Raw genomic sequence first — 15,530 nt, 5'->3', positions numbered from 1 at the left:
TCTAGGACCAATACGTATAAAAATGATGAACTGGGCCATGACCATGACCTAATTTGTAGATGGCCCCCGCCTGAAGCGCTCCGATCAAATACGTTTTAGCCTCGGATACGGCCTCAAAAACCGTGAACCCTTTAGCTAATCCGCAGGCAATAGCCGACGAAAGTGTACAACCCGTTCCGTGCGAATTGGCGGTTTGTATTCGAACCGTCGGGAATAAATGGGATTCGCTGGCGGAAACATATAGTAAATCTGTACTTTCAGCCGTAGTCAAATGACCACCTTTTACCAAAATTGCTCCTGAACACAGTTTGGCCAGATCGACGGCTGCCTGATGCATATCGGCAAAGGTTTCCACCGATCGGCTCAGGAGTACGCTGGCTTCGGGCAGGTTAGGCGTAATGACAGAGGCTATGGGTAATAAATAGGTTTTGAGCGCGTCGATGGCTTCGTCCTGCAAGAGTTTATCTCCACTTTTTGCTACCATAACCGGGTCAAGTACGATGGTCGTGACCCCAAATTCGACCAGTGTTTTAGCCACCTGCACAATGACTTCTGGCGAATGAAGCATCCCGATCTTAACGGCATCAGTGCCAATATCGCTTAGCACGGCCTTCATCTGTTCGGCAATAAACGCAGGCGGCACCGGCATGATGCCCGTTACTGCCGTTGTATTTTGGGCAGTTAGCGCCGTTATCACCGACATACCATAGCAACCGAGTGCGGCAAATGTTTTGAGATCGGCTTGAATCCCAGCGCCACCACCACTATCCGATCCGGCAATTGTTAAAACGCGTGTGTAGTTTTTCATAATGCCTGATCAATTAGCTGAATGAGTTCACGGGTTGCTTCGTAAGGCGACGGGTGCCCGCAAATGGCCGAAACAACTGCCGCGCCTGTTGCTCCAACTTGGATAACTTTCTGAATGGTACCAGTATTGATTCCGCCAATCGCAAAGGTGGGCAGGTTGGTTTGTTGACAAATAGCCTGCAAGCCTGTTAGCCCCAGCAAGCTGGACGTATCCTGTTTAGTGCCAGTTGGGAAAATGGTAGCAATTCCGAAATAGTCTATATCTCCGTCACGAGCGGCTTCCAATTCTGCCAAATTATTGATGGATAGCCCAATAATCTTGCCAGGGCCAATGAGCGAACGAACCAATGCATACGGCATATCTTCCTGCCCAACATGAACGCCGTCGGCGTCAATAGCCAGAGCTATATCTACGCGGTCGTTAATAATTAGTTTAGCTCCATAAGCCTGTGTAATGCGTTTTAACGCCATTCCCATTTCCAGAAAGGCACGGGTCGAGAGCGATTTCTCCCGTAGTTGAACCCATCGAACACCTGCCCGGCAGGCTTCTTCAACCACGTATCCCAGTGTATGACCTGCCTGCCGGGCAATGGCACTATCGGTCACTAAATACAACTGACTCATGACCATGTCAGCTTAAGTCGATCGTCAATTTCCGATTCGGTCAACGTGTATAAAGCATCCAGAAAATTGACCTGCAAACTGCCGGGCGCCAGCTTTTTCTCCGCAGCTAACTCGCCCGCGATGCCCATAACGGCCATCGCATGTGTGGCGGCCTGGAAATAGTTGGTATTAACAGCGGCAAAAGCACCTGTGAGCGCTGTAGCCGTGCAGCCCATGCCCGTAACTTTGGTCATGAGCGAATGTCCATTAGCCACTGAGGCTACCTGATCTCCTAAAACGATGTAGTCGGTGGCTCCGCTTATTACTACGACACAACCCCAAACCGAACTTAACCGCCGGGCCGCATCGAGCGCTGCGTCAGATCCGAATAAACTATCGACTCCCTTGGTTTGGGCATTCAAACCCGCCAGCGCCATAATTTCAGATGCATTTCCCCGAATCACAGTAGGTGTGGCTAACGTCAGCAAATCCTGACTAACCTGATTGCGGTAAGCCGTAGCGCCAACGCCAACCGGGTCGAAAACAATGGGCTTTCCTAATTCTTTGGCCCGGCGCATGGCCAGCGTCATACCCGTTACAAAATGATCGTCGAGCGTGCCGATGTTCACGACGAGGGAACTAGAAATCGAGACAAAATCTTCGACTTCTTCGGGGGCATGAACCATCGCGGGAGAAGCGCCTAAAGCTAGTAGCGCATTGGCGGTGTTGTTCATAACCACGAAGTTGGTAATATTATGAACAAGCGGAGCCTGCGCGCGAATTTGTGTCAGGTCGGCCCAGATCGATTGAGTAGTTGGAGACATGTTGCTGTCAATAAGAGTTCGTAAACAGCAACTTTAGGAGAGCGAGTGGCGTCTCGTTAACTTTTCCCTACGGCAGTACAAACTGCATCAGGTAGTGAGGGTATTCTCTCAGTCAGTCCGGTTTGGCACTGACACCCCTAAAGTTGTCGGGCAAAGGTAGGGGATTATTGTATAAAACAACTGTTCCTGGAAGCGACCTCATGATTAGCTGAGAACTCCTTTTTGCCGCATCAGTTCAAAAATCGCTGCGACAGCTTTTTTATAACCGCCTGCTTCTTTGAAGGAAGCGCTTATTTTATGGATGTTTTCCCGATAAAGCGAATGCGTTAACACCTGATCAACAGCTTCTTTGATGGCTTCAGCAGTAATAGTGTTTATGTCCAAAACCAAGGTTGCCCCCAACTCGGCCGCCCGATTGGCCATATAAAATTGATCCGCGCCCAGGGGAATCGCAACAAACGGCACTTCGTTGTACAGTAAATCTCCGATGCTATTCATACCTGCATGCGTAATGGCAATGGATGTGTGTTTCAAAAGCTCCAACTGCGGTACATAATCCCGAATGATAAAATTGGAGGGCACTGTATAGGTCGATAGATCGACGTTATGTGCAGCCATTACCACTACGTAGTCCGTATCCCTAAATGCCTCGAAGAAAAGCTGATTAAGTGTCTGGGAGTGGTTGCCAAAGATGGTCCCCATAGAAATATAGATGACCTTTTTTCCCGCTAGCTTGTCGAACGGAAAATCGACGTTGTATTTCTTGTCGTAAACGGGTGGGCCGACGAAAATGAAACTGTCGTCATAATAGGCTTTACTCCGGATAAAATACTCAGACGTATAGATGATATTCAGATCGCCTTTGTTGATGAGTAAGTCAAAAATATTCTCCGGAATTGTTACGCCGTATTGCTGCATCACCTTTTCCCGAACGGGTTTAAAGCTATCAATCAGCGATTGATCGACACCAAATGGCTTTTTCTCATGGGCATCATTGCTCGGATTTCGGCTTTCCATTAACTCCTTCATGGTTACGAACACCGCGAACGACGAAACTGATGGTAAGTTCAAAATCTGCTTAATAGTGGTAGCATAAGGATAAGCTGCCGAAAAAACGATGTAATCGAATTTGACATCCCGAATTTGTGCCAGCACATCATCAATAAATTTTTTTGGCTCCATCAAAGAGCCCATTAGCCCTTTTTGTGGTTTAGTATCGCCCGGTTTTTTCTGGAAAATATTCATATCGCTCTGATAGGCGAGATAATGAGCTCCGATGTCTTCAATGGATTTCTTGAATTCATCCGAACTAAAAAACGTAACGTGCTCTCCCTGATTTACCAGTTCAGCAGCCAATCCCAGCATGGGATTCATATGTCCGTGTGAGGGAATAGATAAAAAAAGTACTTTAGCCATGTAATTGAATTCTGTCTTTTTAGATTCTTGTTAATACTATATAGGTAGACGAGTTAGCGATGAAAATACGTTAAAGAGAACTCAATTTTTAGGAGTTATTCGATATTATTATTATGTAATAGTCTAATTATTAGTGTGTTAATAATTAAAATAGATTGAAAGAGTAATAAGTAAATTGCGTTCTTAGTTAACGCTGTTTGATTCGGATTGAAAATTTGCTCACCTCATCCCAATTGCATTTAACCCATAAAATCCGTCCAAAGACTTGTTTCTGGAATCGTTATGTCAACTATAGCTGACGGGGCCAATTTTTTCGTCAATGTAATAGGGTAAATTGGGCTATAAGTGCCTTTGTTTTTGGTATAATGCCGATCTTACTCCATGAAAATTCCATTTGTTATCCGGTTAACAGGCACACTTTTGCTGACAACAGTGCTAGCATATGCCCAACAAAAGCCGTTGTACGTAACCAGTCGCGCTCCGCTGGCCCCGCAGAAATACCTCGAATTACCACTAGGCGCTATAAAACCCGAAGGCTGGCTGCAACAGCAATTAGTAATTATGAAAGACGGGGCAACGGGCCATTTGGACGAGTATTATCCCAAAGTTCAGAATGATAATGGCTGGCTAGGTGGCAAAGGCGATGGTTGGGAAGAAACACCTTACTGGCTCGATGGCGCTTTACCGTTGGCCTATTTGCTGGATGATAAGGTTCTGAAAGATAAATTCCTGAAATACGTAAACTGGACCTTAGATCATCAGCGCCCCAGCGGTTTTTTTGGCCCATTGACTAAGAAAGAACTGGAAGGGAAACCAATGGAGTCGTGTGCCGATGGGGCCGATTGGTGGCCTCGTATGGTGATGCTCAAGGTGATTCAGCAGTATTACACCGCAACCAACGACCCACGCGTGATTCCGTTCATGACGAAGTATTTTAAGTATCAGTACGCGAGCTTGAAAACCTGCCCCTTAGTGAAATGGTCCGAGTGGTCAGAGTCCCGTGGGGGCGACAATATCATGAGTGTTTACTGGCTCTACGATCATACGGGTGATAAGTTTCTGCTCGATCTGGCCGACCTGCTGTACAAGCAAACCACCAACTGGACTGACCTACTGGGCGGGCGTAACTGGGCCATCGACGCGGCTGTGAATCAAACGGGTCGGAAGTGGATGAATCGTCACGCGGTTAATGTGGGTATGGGTTTGAAACTCCCCGCCGAATATTATCGGGCTAAAAAAGATCCCAAATACTTGACGGCAGTGAAAACCGGCTTCGGTGATTTAATGACCTTACACGGACTGCCACATGGCATGTTCTCAGGCGATGAAGATTTGCATGGCAACGAACCGACGCAGGGCGTGGAACTCTGCGCCATTGTCGAGACGATGTTTTCCTTAGAAGAAATCATCGGCATTTCCGGTGATCCTGCCTACATGGACGCACTGGAACGGATGACGTTTAATGCGCTGCCTACTCAAACTACCGATGATTATCGGTCGCGGCAATATTTTCAGATTGCTAATCAAGTACAAGTTTCGCGGGGTGTTTTCGATTTCTCGTTGCCATTTGGACGGGGTATGAACAACGTTTTCGGGCCTTACGCGGGCTACACCTGTTGCACGGCTAATATGCATCAGGGCTGGACGAAGTTTGCGTCGCACCTTTGGTATGCCACCGGATCGGGTGGAGTAGCCGCGCTGGAATATGCCCCAAATACTTTAAAAGCAAAAGTTGCCAGCGGAGTAAACGTGACGATTCAGGAAACGACCAATTACCCATTCGACGATCAGATTTCATTTACGGTTACTATCGCCAAACCAACGACTTTCCCTTTCGCATTGCGCATTCCGGGTTGGTGTACCGAAGCAACCGTACTCGTAAACGGGCAAAAGCTTCGTTCCGATAAGGGTGGACAGGTAATCAGTTTATCAAGAGCCTGGAAAAATGGCGACAAAGTAACGCTACAATTGCCGATGCCCGTCAGAACCAGTAACTGGGCTAAAAACTCGCGTACCATTGAACGTGGTCCATTGGTATATGCCCTAAAAGTTGAATCGACGGTTGACGAAAAGACGGAGAAAACAGAAGGCACTTATTTCGAATATCAGCCGAAAAATGCCTGGAACTATGGCTTGCCAAAAGCATTGGTAGATGATCCTGAAAAAAATACGACAGTTACCCTAAAGCCAATGCCCGCTAATTTCGTCTGGAACGAGGCAAGTTCTCCCATTGAAATCAAAACAAATGGTCGCCAGATTCCAAACTGGAAATTGGTTGAAGGGGTAGCTCGTCAGCCTGTTACAACCCGAGAGGGCATCTATCAGGGCGAAGTTGCCGACAAAGTAGAAACGCTAACGTTCATTCCTTATGGATGTACCAAGTTGCGCGTCGTGGCGTTCCCCGTAATAAAATGATTGTAATTTTGGCGAGGATATACACGGCATGTTCAGCATTTTTTAACTGCATACGACCTGTCTAATCAGAAACGAATTCATTCATATCAGTTCCAATCCAACATGATACGTACAACCTTAGGAGTACTAGCCCTTTGGGCCGGAATGTCGGCAGCGCAGGCGCAACCGTTTGGGAAACTTGTTCCAAAAATGCCCGGTATCGTTTCCTATACGATGCGTGATAGTTTCAGTAAAGATGTTCCTGGTACGCTGGATAAGATTAAAGCCTGGGGTATTACGGATATTGAATTTTCGGGACTGTTTGGGAAAACTGCCCCCGAATTACGCGCTTTGCTCGATCAGCGTGGACTGAAGTGCAGCAGCTATGGCGTGAGTTATGATGCCATCGATCAGAAGCCAGATTCGATTCTGCAAAATGCCCAGGCGCTGGGTGTTAAGTACATTCGTATCGGTTCGATTCCGCATAAGACTGCGGCAACGCTGGAGATGATGCAGAAAGCTGCCGAAGTGTTCAACCGTTTTGGGAAACTGGCTCACGCCAAAGGCATGATGTTTTGCTACCATAACCACGGATTCGAGTTTCAGCCATACGAGAACGGTACACTATTCGATTATCTGGTAAAGGAAACCAATCCTGAGTACGTTGGCTATGAAATGGACGTAACCTGGACGTACCTGCCAGGGCAAGACCCGGCTGCGCTTCTGATGAAATACCCCAAACGGTTCCGACTTATTCACTTGAAAGACGTGGAGAAAGGGGTTCCTCATAGCGATAAAGGTGGCATGGCGAATGCACAATCAGTAGTTTTGGGGACCGGACAAATCGACTGGCCAGCCGTTTTGAAAGCCGCTCGCAAGACCTCCATCGACCATTTCTACATCGAAGACGAAAGTATGGCTGTTGAACAGCAGGTGCCTAAAAGTTTGGCGTATTTGAAGAGTTTGTAAGGTGTTTAGATAGGTTTGCATCCTGCATCCTCGGTCTGCGTATTCACATGCCGAGGATGCTTATTTATTTTTCATTCTTTCCTAACACAGATTTAATCCAGAGCCTAGATGATTTTAGGCTCTTTTTTCGTTACCTACTAGTGCAATCCTTCCGTTGTAGTGATGCCGCTTACGCTATGAAAACTACTGCTACTGTTGGGCTATTGGCCACACTGGCTATTGGACTATTTGTTCTTGCCTGTGATACAAACGACACAAATCCGGTTACGACTACTACGGGAAAGATGCGTATCGCATTTGATAACGTAGTGAGTGCGTCGGACCTGAAATTAGGAACAGGCTCCTATCAAAACTCATCTGGTGAAACCTTTGTCGTTACGAAATTCAACTATTTCGTAAGCAATATCCGACTTCGTAAACAGGACGGCAGCGACTATGTAGTACCCCAGGACAGTAGTTATTTCCTGATCCAGGAAGAAAAACCAGCCTCTCAAACGATTACGTTAAACAACTTGCCGCCAGGAAACTACACCGGTCTAACGTTTACGGTTGGTGTCGATAGCCTACGCAGTCTGGCCGATATCAGCAAGAGAACCGGTGTACTCGATCCTGCCTTAAACGATGGTATGTACTGGGAGTGGAACTCCGGATATATTTTCATGAAACTGGAGGGAACGTCGGCCGTGGCACCGCCCCTTCAGAATAATGCGTTCTTTTACCACGTTGGCGGTTTTGGTGGTGGTTATGGCGGGAAGAAAACGATTAATAATTTACGTACCATAACGATTCCTTTTGCAAGCAATGTCGCTAGCGTGCAGACAGGTTCTGCGCCGTCGGTTCAACTCAAAACCGATGTGATGAAGATATTCGATGGGCCAACGAAACTGAGTATAGCCCAGTATTCGTCCGTTATGTTCGATACGTATTCGACTAACATTGCCGATAATTACGCACAGATGTTCAGTTTCGCTGGAATTCTGGCCAATCAATGATTCCACAGAAAACCATATCGGCAAAGCGCATCGGGCTGTTTGTCAGCGCGCTTCTGTTTGCGTTGGTCATTGCGTGTCAATCTCAAAAAGATCCTGACCCTGGTGCCGGAACAACAGATCCAGGGGGTGGCATTGAATACCACACAACGCCCGTTACGCTTCGTGAGCCCAGCAATTTTCCGACAAAAGTCTATGACCTAACGCAGAATCCACTAACAGTTGAGGGTGTGGCCTTAGGGAAAGCGTTGTTTTACGAGCCAATGCTTTCGCGCGACACCAGTCTTAGCTGTGGGTTCTGCCACCAGCAGTTTGCCGGTTTCGGCCATTCCGACCATCCGTTGAGCCATGGTATCGATAATAAATTCGGGACACGTAATGTGCCCGGCTTACAGAATTTAGGCTGGGATCGTGAGTTTTTCTGGGATGGGGGCGTAACGAGTCTAGATGAGTTGCCTATTTCTCCCATCCAGAATGCAGTTGAAATGGATTTGAAATTTTCGGAGGCTCTCAATCGGGTTCAGAAAAGTCCTAAATATCCACCCATGTTCAAAGCTGCTTTTGGTTCTGACACCGTGACAACGGCGCGTTTTCTGAAAGCCATTTCGCAGTTTTTACTAACACTCGTATCGGCCGACTCACGCTACGATAAATATGTTAGAAAAGAGAGTGGGGGAGATCTGACAGCCGATGAGCTGGCAGGACTGGCGCTGTTTCAACAGAAGTGTACCACCTGTCATGCTACCGATTTATTCACTGATAAGAGCTATCGAAACAATGGCTTGCCGGTTGGCGCCATTAACGACCAGGGCCGTTATATAATTACCCTCAACGAAGCCGATCGATTGAAATTCAGAGTGCCAAGTCTGCGGAATGTGGAGAAGACATTTCCATATATGCACGACGGTCGCTTTACCACGCTGGAGCAGGTTGTTGAGCATTATAGAACGGGCGTTACTGACAGCCCCACGCTTGACCCGGCGCTAAAAACCAACGGCCAACTTGGTATTGCTTTAACTGATACAGAGAAGAAGCAAGTGGTCGCTTTTCTGCTAACCCTGACTGATAATACATTTATCAACAACCGGGCGTTTAGTGCGAACTAGGACCGGGATTTAGCTGATTTATGGATTGGCGGGATTTTGTTTCTAGCAGAAACGAATCGCAAAATCAACTTAATCCCTAAATCAGCTAAATCCCGGTTCAGTGCGCGTGACTCACCCGATGTTGCCGTATATTGAGCAAATGGGTTATTACTAAACCGGCCGAAGATGCGTAGGCCAGGTATTCAAAAACGGGCGCCGTTTCTTCTAATAATAGTGCGATGCTGAATAAGCTTAGAAATCCCCAAAGAGCGATTTTGATAGCTATAGGTGCGTAATGCCGAGTGGCAAAAAATACGGCTACAATGTTAACCCCAATAAAAACATAATCCAGACTCAGATAGCCAACCCGAAGAGCTGAATCCTGCATAAGAGAAGTTGTCAATAACAAGACCGGTGTAATGAGGCAATGGATAATGCACAATACCGAGCCGGTAATGCCAATGTAATCTGCTTTACGGGAGAAACTATCTGTTTTCATGAGCAAGCGCAAAAATACAATGCCTTGGGCAATGATTCTTTAGGTTAACCCACTTTTTTGCAACAAAGTTGCGTAAATGATGTATGATGTAGGGTATATGATGTATTCGTGCCGAAAAAACATACATCATATACCCTACATCATACATCATTTACTGTCAGTTGGTTTTTGTTAGCAGCGAGTAGCCCATAAGCTTACCATTCTTGTTGTACGACTCCGATTTTATATCAAAAAGTTGATTTTCAGTTCGGTATGTGATAATCTTCATGGTGTTTCGGATGGGGATGCCCATCACTTTGTTTTCGAAATTTACATCCGACGAGATTTTATACGTATCGAATGTGCCAGCGGGTGTTGTAATAGGCTCTTTACTTTCTACCTGCCGATTTGCCATCGTCATACTCATGTTTGCCATGGGACCGCCACCACCACTGCTCATTTCGACCTCCATCTGTCCATCGCTTAGTTTCTGTCCTACGCTCAGTTTGCTGGGGTAAGCAAGCTTATTAGTTTTTAGCTTCATTTCCATGTCTTTCATGCCGCCATTTTGCATAGCCTGCATCATTCCCGACATGTCGGCAATCAATTCGCTACCTGTACAGGTATAGTGAATAGTGTAAGGCGGACGTTGCTTGCCTTTGTCATCCTCAAACAGCGCCGTAATATCCATTACCGTCGAGCCCCCTTCTTTATGAACATCTTTGACCTGATAAAGAATCTTGCCGATTGGCTTTTCTTTACCATTAAAATGAGTGAGTTCAAAGTTCATACCAGTCTTGAACGTCATTCCCAGACAGTCCTGAGCCTGACTAATCGTTGAGATAAAAACCAGCGCAAGCAGCGAAATAACAAGCGTTTTCATAGGGATAAACAAAATTGATTTATAGGATACTAAAGATAAGCCAACTAACAAACGAATGCTGAAATCCTTGAGGGAACGGAGAGAAGTACGTATGATGTAAGATATATGATGTATTTATGCTGCATAAATACATCATATATCTTACATCATACACCTCCAACCTACGTCCAGATCATGCTCAAGATTCCTACCAGCATAATGAGTTTGCAGAGGCTACTGAGGTATCCAAATTCGCGTCGGGTATCGGCCAGAACGAGTCGGTAAACGAGCCAGGCAATTGGGAGCAGGAGTAATACGAAAATAAGAATGAGCCGGCTATTATGAAGCGAGCCCGCAATTAGGAAAAGCGTACAGACAAACAGCCCAATTAAAACGTATAGTAGGTATTTCGTGCGACGTAACCCCCAAATAATAGGTATAGTCCGGCAGCCGAAACGAGCATCGCCCCGGATGTCCTGCATGTCTTTGATAATCTCGCGAATGAGCGAAATACCAAACGAAAATAGGGCATAAATAAGAACCATATTGGTGTTTTGGCGGTAATAAACTGCTAAAACAAGCAGGGAAAGGGCCGATAACAGCGAAATAACTATGTTGCCAATAAGCGGTTGTCGTTTGAAATTTGCCGAATAAAACCAAAGCAACGACACCGCTAGTACATCGGCCAGAAAGACCCACTTGCTTAGGTAAAGGCCAATAAGACAGCCGATTACATTCAGAGCCTGATGCACACCCATGGCCACCCGGCGTTTCAGATAACGCCCGATAATAACCCGCTCAGGCTTGTTGATCAAATCGATTTTGATATCAAAATAGTCATTGATGATGTACCCCGCTGCGGCAATACAGACTGTCGAAAAAGAAAGGAGCCAGAAGCTATTATCAGTTAACAGGTGCAGACTATCCTGACGTGGCCCAACTAAAAACAGACGAGCCAGCAACTGTGTCAACACCACGATCAGCAAATTCTGCACCCGAATGAGCTTCAGAAAGCCAGATGTGAAGGCCGAGAAAGGAATCGACTGGCGCACAACCATTGGGGTGGATTTTTGGGTAAAAATAGTGTAATAAGTGCAGTAAGTGAAGTGTGTGTAGTAAGTGCAGTGGGCTAAATCGTTCAACTTACTGTACTTACTACACACACTTCACTTAATACATTTCTTTCGGGATTCTTTTTGCTAACATTTGTTGTTCAGAGACAAACTCGTTCTCTCACGCATGAAAATTGGCATTGTGTGCTACCCGACTTTTGGGGGCAGTGGTGTAGTAGCTACCGAACTCGGCAAAGGATTAGCCAAAAGCGGTCACCAGATTCATTTTATTACTTATCAGCAACCACCCCGGCTCGATTTTTTCAACGAAAATGTCTTTTATCACGAAGTAAATATACCCTCGTACCCGCTATTTCAATACGCACCCTATGAGTCGGCACTGGCCAGTGCTATGGTTAACGTAGTTATTAACGAAAACGTTGATTTACTGCATGTTCACTACGCCATTCCGCACGCATCAGCAGCGTATATGGCCAAAATGATTCTTCGCTCGCAGGGGCGAAATGTTCCCGTTGTCACTACGCTTCACGGTACCGATATTACACTGGTTGGCAAAGATGCTTCCTACGAACCGGTCGTTACATTTAGTATTAACGAGTCGGATGGCGTAACGGCTGTATCGGAGAATTTGCGGCAGGATACCTATAAGCACTTTAACGTTCATCGCGAAATCGAGGTAATTCCTAACTTCATTGATCTGAGCCGTTTCAAACGCCAACAGAAAGAGCATTTTAAAAAAGCGATCTGTCCTAATGGCGAAAAGTTGATTGTACATACATCGAACTTCCGGCGAGTAAAGCGTATTGACGATGCGGTCATGGCTTTTTATCACATTCAGCAGCAAACACCAGCTAAACTCCTGCTAGTAGGTGATGGTCCAGAACGTGCTCGTATCGAGCGGCTCGTGCGCGACCTCAGCATCTATGATCAGGTACGGTTTCTTGGTAAACTAGATGCGGTTGAAGAAGTGTTGTCCGTTGCCGATCTGTTTATTATGCCATCCGAAAACGAAAGTTTTGGTCTGGCTGCTCTTGAAGCCTTGGCCTGCGAGGTTCCGCTTATTACATCAAATGCGGGTGGCCTGCCCGAACTCAATATACAGGGTGTAACAGGCTTCCTAAGTCCGGTTGGCGATGTGGATGATATGGTCAAAAACGCGCTCTATGTGCTTGATGATGCTAACCTGCCCACGTTTAAAGAAAATGCGCTGGCAAGGGCCAAAGAATTCGAGTTATCGCGTATCTTGCCCCTCTACGAAGCCCATTACGAGCGGGTATTGCAGACCGTACAGCCTTTAGTATCGTAAATTGGTCTTAACAAATAGGGGTTTTTACGGTTACAATTGTCGGCTTAGTACCATCCATTTTTGCTTCTTTTGCTCGGCATAGGTCCATTAATCAAGTGCATACCACAAGTCAAAGACTAATCGTCAACGGCCTGGTGTAAATCGTAAATTTGAATGAACCCAAACATACCTCAAACCGACCGCAAGCGCGTAGTCATCGTTGGTGCAGGTTTTGGAGGCCTGAAACTGGCCCGGAACCTATCGCGCCGAAAGGAGTTTCAGGTAGTTCTGATTAATAAGCAGAATTATCATGAGTTTCAACCGCTTTATTATCAGGTTGCTACTGCTGGTCTGGAAGCAAACTCTATTTTGTTCCCGTTACGAGCCGTGTTTGGCAATTGTAAAAACGTACACATTCGCGTTACTAACGTCACGGGCATTCGCCCGGCAGACAAAGCCGTTGACACCGAACTTGGTCCGATTACCTATGACTATTTGGTGATGGCTACCGGAGCCGATACGAATTTTTTCAATCAGCAGAACATTATCGAAAAAGCCCTGCCGATGAAATCGGTGGCTGAAGCTATTGCGCTTAGAAATCGAATGCTTCAGAATTTCGAGGATGCTCTAAGTGTCGAAACGCTCGATGAACGGGAGGGCTTGATGGATGTCGTCGTTGTGGGAGGAGGCCCAACGGGTGTAGAATTATGTGGTACGTTAGCCGAAATGCGTAAGACTGTTCTGCCCAAGGATTATCCTGAACTGGATTTTAAGATGATGGATATCTACCTCATCGAATCGGGTGCTGAATTATTGGGCCCCATGTCTGTGCAATCGCAGGAGCATTCGTTGAAGTACCTACAAGGGCTAGGCGTTAACGTACGGCTGAATACCCGCGTGAAAGATTTTGATGGACGTATTGTTACGATGAATGATGGCTCAACCCTCCGTACCAACAATCTAATCTGGGCGGCTGGTGTAAAGGCCAATCCATTAGCAGGGTTGCCACCAGAAGTTATTGGGCGTGGCGGACGTGTTTCAGTTAACCGATATAGTCAGGTTCAGGGATTTACGGATGTGTTTGCCATTGGCGATGTGGCTATGATGGCTGAGGAAAAATGGCCTAATGGCCATCCTCAAGTAGCACAACCCGCCATGCAACAGGGGCGGCACCTGGCTAAAAACTTCATTCATTGGGTTCGTAACGAGCAACCTGAAGAATTTACCTATCGAGATTTAGGCACAATGGCAACTATTGGCCGAGGATTAGCTGTGGTTGATCTGCCATTTTTGAAATTTCAGGGATTTTTTGCCTGGCTTACGTGGTTATTTGTTCACTTAATGTCGATTGTAGGGGTAAAAAACAGGCTGTCGATCTTCCTGAACTGGCTGTTTAACTACCTAACATATAGTAATTCATTACGACTTATTATTCGACCGAAATTGCCTAAAGGTGATGTGAATGCGATGCAGGAAAAACTTTCCGATCAACTGGAGGTTAGTAAGACGTAATTAAAATATAGTAAATAGAGTTTACTATATTCACTTGAAGAATTGATTTTCATTGTAATTTTGCACGGCTAATTGAGTACAACTTATGGAATCTACTACTGAGAAGCTGCAAACCATGGCTGGGCATGGCAAAACCCGGCCTAAAAACAGCGGCACCAAAAAATTATTTGACAATCCGATCTTAGAAGCGCTGTCGCGTACACATATCATGGTTCCCATCTCGATGTGGATTGCTCTGTCGGCGTTTCTGGGATGGTATGCCTTTACCTATACCAATATGACCAATGGTACGATTGGCTTATTGTTTGTGGCGGGGTTATTTTCGTTTACGTTATTCGAATACGTGCTGCACCGGTATCTGTATCATTTAACGCCATCGACACCAAAGCGGGCTAAAATTCAATACACATTTCACGGTATTCACCACGAATATCCGAAAGACAAAACCCGGTTGGCTATGCCTCCCGCGCTGGCTATTTTTGTAGCTGCTTTTTTCTTTGGTGTGTTTTTTTTAATGATGGGCGAAGCTGCCTATGCATTCTTCCCAGGCTTTCTAGTTGGCTATTCGGGTTATCTGGCTACACATTTCATCGTACATGCGTATGCGCCACCAAAGAATTTTTTCAAGCAGCTATGGATTAACCACAGTGTTCACCACTACAAAAATCCAGAAAGCAATTACGGTGTGTCATCGCCTTTCTGGGACTATATTTTTGGATCGTTCCAGAAATAATTGATCTGTATTCTAACGCAAAATGCCTGCTGAAATTGATTTCAGCAGGCATTTTTGTTTGTACCCATGGGCTTCAGCCCGTGTATACTTCAAAAAAACACGGACTACTTTAGTTTATCATTAGTCAAATGCCGGGTGGCATCTCGAATGTTTTTCTTATCCAGATTTTTCTGAAAAGCTTCTGTCAGGTCAACGCCGGTTTGATTGGCCAGGCAGATCAGTACCCAAAGCACGTCAGCTAATTCGTCGCCGAGGTCTTTGTTTTTGTCTGATTCCTTTTCAGATTGTTCTCCGTAACGCCGGGCGATTATACGCGCTACTTCACCAACTTCCTCAGTCAACTGAGCCATATTCGTCAGTTCGTTGAAGTAACGAACACCAACGGTTTTGATCCAGTCGTCGACGGTGGTCTGAGCGTCGCGTAGGGTTAATTCTGTTTCGTGTTTCATGTTCCATGCTTCAAGCCTAAAGTTTTAGATTTCTGGATCAGGCTAAACCTG

15 protein-coding genes and 1 riboswitch are annotated in these 15,530 nt (G+C 46.0%); of the genes, 7 read left to right on the top strand and 8 right to left on the bottom strand.

Translation table 11 applies throughout. The features are described 5' to 3' along the window. Position 1: 1 nt before the first annotated feature. The 4 genes from thiD to GO755_RS16730 all read right to left on the bottom strand — a co-directional run bounded on the left by thiD (position 2) and on the right by GO755_RS16730 (position 3,650). The gene (gene thiD, locus GO755_RS16745) at positions 2–808 is read right to left on the bottom strand and encodes a bifunctional hydroxymethylpyrimidine kinase/phosphomethylpyrimidine kinase (RefSeq protein ID WP_157586310.1); all 807 of its coding nucleotides are present in this window, start codon (positions 806–808) and stop codon (positions 2–4) included. After that, complete coding sequence (gene thiE / locus GO755_RS16740) at positions 805–1,431, bottom strand: thiamine phosphate synthase (RefSeq protein ID WP_157586309.1); 627 nt, start codon at positions 1,429–1,431, stop codon at positions 805–807. Before thiE ends, thiD begins: the two co-directional genes overlap by 4 nt. Next, positions 1,428–2,234, bottom strand: coding sequence for a hydroxyethylthiazole kinase (gene thiM, locus GO755_RS16735; protein ID WP_157586308.1), 807 nt, complete (start codon positions 2,232–2,234; stop codon positions 1,428–1,430). The genes thiE and thiM overlap by 4 nt, the downstream gene beginning before the upstream one ends. Before the next feature lie 47 nt (positions 2,235–2,281). After that, a riboswitch (TPP riboswitch) is annotated at positions 2,282–2,383 on the bottom strand. 55 nt (positions 2,384–2,438) lie between these two features. Beyond that, the gene (locus tag GO755_RS16730) at positions 2,439–3,650 is read right to left on the bottom strand and encodes a macrolide family glycosyltransferase (protein WP_157586307.1); all 1,212 of its coding nucleotides are present in this window, start codon (positions 3,648–3,650) and stop codon (positions 2,439–2,441) included. Positions 3,651–4,031: 381 nt separating this feature from the next. Between GO755_RS16730 and GO755_RS16725 the strand changes: the two genes are divergently transcribed. From GO755_RS16725 to GO755_RS16710, 4 genes are all read left to right on the top strand, one after another. After that, a complete protein-coding gene (locus GO755_RS16725; RefSeq protein WP_157586306.1) occupies positions 4,032–6,065 on the top strand; it encodes a beta-L-arabinofuranosidase domain-containing protein in 2,034 nt (677 codons plus the stop codon). A 102-nt stretch (positions 6,066–6,167) separates the two neighbouring features. Continuing rightward, positions 6,168–7,013 carry a sugar phosphate isomerase/epimerase family protein gene (locus GO755_RS16720; RefSeq protein ID WP_157586305.1) on the top strand — a complete coding sequence of 282 codons (846 nt, stop codon included), beginning with the start codon at positions 6,168–6,170 and terminating at the stop codon, positions 7,011–7,013. Between the two features lie 176 nt (positions 7,014–7,189). Further along, a complete protein-coding gene (locus tag GO755_RS16715; protein ID WP_157586304.1) occupies positions 7,190–8,005 on the top strand; it encodes an MbnP family protein in 816 nt (271 codons plus the stop codon). Beyond that, on the top strand, positions 8,002–9,108 hold the full coding sequence (locus tag GO755_RS16710) for a cytochrome-c peroxidase (protein ID WP_157586303.1): 1,107 nt from the start codon (positions 8,002–8,004) through the stop codon (positions 9,106–9,108). The genes GO755_RS16715 and GO755_RS16710 overlap by 4 nt, the downstream gene beginning before the upstream one ends. Before the next feature lie 97 nt (positions 9,109–9,205). Here GO755_RS16710 and GO755_RS16705 read toward each other — a convergent pair whose 3' ends face one another. The 3 genes from GO755_RS16705 to GO755_RS16695 all read right to left on the bottom strand — a co-directional run bounded on the left by GO755_RS16705 (position 9,206) and on the right by GO755_RS16695 (position 11,485). Further along, positions 9,206–9,586 carry a MerC domain-containing protein gene (locus tag GO755_RS16705; RefSeq protein ID WP_157586302.1) on the bottom strand — a complete coding sequence of 127 codons (381 nt, stop codon included), beginning with the start codon at positions 9,584–9,586 and terminating at the stop codon, positions 9,206–9,208. A 157-nt stretch (positions 9,587–9,743) separates the two neighbouring features. Beyond that, entirely contained in the window at positions 9,744–10,448 is a 705-nt protein-coding gene (locus tag GO755_RS16700) for a TapB family protein (protein ID WP_157586301.1), read from the bottom strand. Between the two features lie 161 nt (positions 10,449–10,609). Continuing rightward, positions 10,610–11,485: a geranylgeranylglycerol-phosphate geranylgeranyltransferase gene (locus GO755_RS16695; protein ID WP_157586300.1), complete on the bottom strand. Its 876-nt coding sequence runs from the start codon at positions 11,483–11,485 to the stop codon at positions 10,610–10,612. A 181-nt stretch (positions 11,486–11,666) separates the two neighbouring features. On the opposite strand from GO755_RS16695, the gene bshA reads away from it, so the two are divergent. The 3 genes from bshA to GO755_RS16680 all read left to right on the top strand — a co-directional run bounded on the left by bshA (position 11,667) and on the right by GO755_RS16680 (position 15,030). Further along, positions 11,667–12,806, top strand: a complete 1,140-nt coding sequence (gene bshA / locus GO755_RS16690; RefSeq protein ID WP_157586299.1) for an N-acetyl-alpha-D-glucosaminyl L-malate synthase BshA — start codon at positions 11,667–11,669, stop codon at positions 12,804–12,806. A gap of 153 nt (positions 12,807–12,959) precedes the next feature. Continuing rightward, complete coding sequence (locus GO755_RS16685) at positions 12,960–14,297, top strand: NAD(P)/FAD-dependent oxidoreductase (protein ID WP_157586298.1); 1,338 nt, start codon at positions 12,960–12,962, stop codon at positions 14,295–14,297. An 85-nt stretch (positions 14,298–14,382) separates the two neighbouring features. Then, the gene (locus GO755_RS16680) at positions 14,383–15,030 is read left to right on the top strand and encodes a sterol desaturase family protein (RefSeq protein WP_157586297.1); all 648 of its coding nucleotides are present in this window, start codon (positions 14,383–14,385) and stop codon (positions 15,028–15,030) included. Positions 15,031–15,134: 104 nt separating this feature from the next. On the opposite strand, the gene GO755_RS16675 is transcribed toward GO755_RS16680, so the two are convergent. Continuing rightward, a complete protein-coding gene (locus GO755_RS16675) occupies positions 15,135–15,479 on the bottom strand; it encodes a nucleotide pyrophosphohydrolase (protein ID WP_157586296.1) in 345 nt (114 codons plus the stop codon). Positions 15,480–15,530: the final 51 nt, after the last annotated feature.

It is taken from the genome of Spirosoma arboris, assembly GCF_009754945.1.
GTDB lineage: Bacteria > Bacteroidota > Bacteroidia > Cytophagales > Spirosomataceae > Spirosoma > Spirosoma arboris.
This window is presented reverse-complemented; position numbering and strand designations above follow the sequence as displayed.

Bases quoted from the DNA above. Each gene is read 5' to 3' on its own strand.
- thiM (WP_157586308.1), bottom strand. From the start codon at position 2,234: ATGTCTCCAACTACTCAATCGATCTGGGCCGACCTGACACAAATTCGC.
- GO755_RS16680 (WP_157586297.1), top strand. From the start codon at position 14,383: ATGGAATCTACTACTGAGAAGCTGCAAACCATGGCTGGGCATGGCAAA.
- bshA (WP_157586299.1), top strand. From the start codon at position 11,667: ATGAAAATTGGCATTGTGTGCTACCCGACTTTTGGGGGCAGTGGTGTA.
- GO755_RS16725 (WP_157586306.1), top strand. From the start codon at position 4,032: ATGAAAATTCCATTTGTTATCCGGTTAACAGGCACACTTTTGCTGACA.
- GO755_RS16685 (WP_157586298.1), top strand. From the start codon at position 12,960: ATGAACCCAAACATACCTCAAACCGACCGCAAGCGCGTAGTCATCGTT.
- GO755_RS16730 (WP_157586307.1), bottom strand. From the start codon at position 3,650: ATGGCTAAAGTACTTTTTTTATCTATTCCCTCACACGGACATATGAAT.
- GO755_RS16715 (WP_157586304.1), top strand. From the start codon at position 7,190: ATGAAAACTACTGCTACTGTTGGGCTATTGGCCACACTGGCTATTGGA.
- GO755_RS16710 (WP_157586303.1), top strand. From the start codon at position 8,002: ATGATTCCACAGAAAACCATATCGGCAAAGCGCATCGGGCTGTTTGTC.
- thiE (WP_157586309.1), bottom strand. From the start codon at position 1,431: ATGAGTCAGTTGTATTTAGTGACCGATAGTGCCATTGCCCGGCAGGCA.
- thiD (WP_157586310.1), bottom strand. From the start codon at position 808: ATGAAAAACTACACACGCGTTTTAACAATTGCCGGATCGGATAGTGGT.
- GO755_RS16675 (WP_157586296.1), bottom strand. From the start codon at position 15,479: ATGAAACACGAAACAGAATTAACCCTACGCGACGCTCAGACCACCGTC.
- GO755_RS16700 (WP_157586301.1), bottom strand. From the start codon at position 10,448: ATGAAAACGCTTGTTATTTCGCTGCTTGCGCTGGTTTTTATCTCAACG.
- GO755_RS16695 (WP_157586300.1), bottom strand. From the start codon at position 11,485: ATGGTTGTGCGCCAGTCGATTCCTTTCTCGGCCTTCACATCTGGCTTT.
- GO755_RS16720 (WP_157586305.1), top strand. From the start codon at position 6,168: ATGATACGTACAACCTTAGGAGTACTAGCCCTTTGGGCCGGAATGTCG.
- GO755_RS16705 (WP_157586302.1), bottom strand. From the start codon at position 9,586: ATGAAAACAGATAGTTTCTCCCGTAAAGCAGATTACATTGGCATTACC.